This is a genomic window from Embleya sp. NPDC020886 (assembly GCF_044333915.1).
Taxonomy (GTDB): domain Bacteria; phylum Actinomycetota; class Actinomycetes; order Streptomycetales; family Streptomycetaceae; genus Embleya.
On record NZ_JBIRRX010000018.1, the window covers coordinates 1 to 1,528 of the forward strand.

At 69.7% G+C, this 1,528-nt stretch carries 1 protein-coding gene; it reads right to left on the reverse strand.

What is annotated here, in order from left to right; translation table 11 throughout:
- Positions 1-234 precede the first annotated feature (234 nt).
- Positions 235-663 carry a PPOX class F420-dependent oxidoreductase gene (locus tag ACH4U8_RS39030; protein ID WP_360319350.1) on the reverse strand — a complete coding sequence of 143 codons (429 nt, stop codon included), beginning with the start codon at positions 661-663 and terminating at the stop codon, positions 235-237.
- Between the last annotated feature and the right edge of the window lie 865 nt (positions 664-1,528).

Genomic DNA, 1,528 nt, shown 5'->3' on the forward strand with positions numbered 1-1,528 from the left:
GAACTGCTGTGTATATCTCTTTGGCACGTGCTTTCTCTTTCCGGTTTCCTACAACCCTACGCGGGTCGCTGTCCGGAAGATCAAGGGCACCTCAGTTCGGGAGGCGCTTCCCCAGCCGACGGGGTGATGTTCACGAGAGCGATTCTCGTGAACATTCGTGGCCGGTCGCCTGGCCGTTGCTGCTGAAACTCGTCGACGAAGGCTGTCGCTGGACGTGGACAAAGCCAGGGGTGTTCAGCCGGTGATGTTCCGGTCTGCGACCACGTGGTGGATGTGCACGTGGACGACTTGTTCGCCGTCGATCGGCTCGCGGTCGACCACCTTGTCCGTGCCCATGTAGCGCGCGGCGATCCGAGTCGGCCAGATCCGCAGGTCGGCCGGGTCGACCGAGATTCGGGCCTCACCCTCCACCACGACGTAGGCGTACGGCGGTCGGTCGTCGTCCACGCACAGGCTCACGCGCGGATCGTTGGCCAGGTTGCGGCCCTTGACCGAGGACGCGAACGTGCTGAAGACGAGTTCGACGGTCTCGCCCCGATCGTCGAGATCGAACCAGATCGGGGCCACATGTGGTCGGCCGTCCGGCCGTACGGTGGCGAGCTTCCCGGTGCGTGGTCCGGCCAGGAGAAAAGCCCGCCACTGAGTCTCGGTCATGCGTTCCATCCCCCGAGTCTCACCCCTGACCACCCCGAAACCCGGTAGCCCCGCCCACGACGACCACCCCTCCACCACACCACACGACACCTCGTGACGTCACACCCTCGCCCACCACCCCGACTCCGCCCCCCCGAACCGCCCTACTCCCGCCGCCCGCCCACCTGTTCACCCCACCTGCGACGCGCTTCGCCCCGCCCACCCTGCCCTCGTCCCCCCACTCCGATGTACTTGCGACCTCGCCCCACCCGCCACCCCCACAACCCGGCCCCACAACCTCGCGCCCCGCGCCCACCCGCCCCACCCCCCGGCGCGTCAGCGCCCCCGACTCGGGCTCACCCCGGTGATCGACGCGCGCAGCGCGGAGAGCGGCGGAGCCGCAGAACGTTGACTTCGTGGCCCGGAGCGAAGCGCAGGGACACGAAGTCACGAGCGAGGGGCCACTTTTTTGTGGAGGAGCCTGCGACGGAACAAAAAAGTGGTGCCTCGCGAGCCGGCGCCGAAGGCGCCCAACAAAAAGCAGCGCTGCATCGCCGAAAGCCGCCCACCCGCTCACTCCGCTCACGACCCCGGCTCGGGTGTGGGGTCGGGCCCACGATCTGGGACCACCGGCTCACTCCGCTCACGACCCCGGCTCGGGTGTGGGGTCGGGCCCACGATCTGGGACCACCGGCTCGCTCCGCTCGCGACTTCGGCTCGGGCGTCCGGCCCGGCCCGCGACCGCCACCCACCCACTCGCTGCGCTCGCGACCCCGCCCCAGGTGTCGGGCCCGGCGTGCGTTTCGCGCCGGCACGCTTGCTGCGCTCACGACTTCGGCTCGGGCGTCCGGCCCGACCCGCGACCACCGCCCGCCTGCCCGCTGCGCTCGCAACC

Coding starts and splice junctions, on each gene's coding strand:
- ACH4U8_RS39030 (WP_360319350.1), bottom strand. CDS start 663: ATGGAACGCATGACCGAGACTCAGTGGCGGGCTTTTCTCCTGGCCGGA.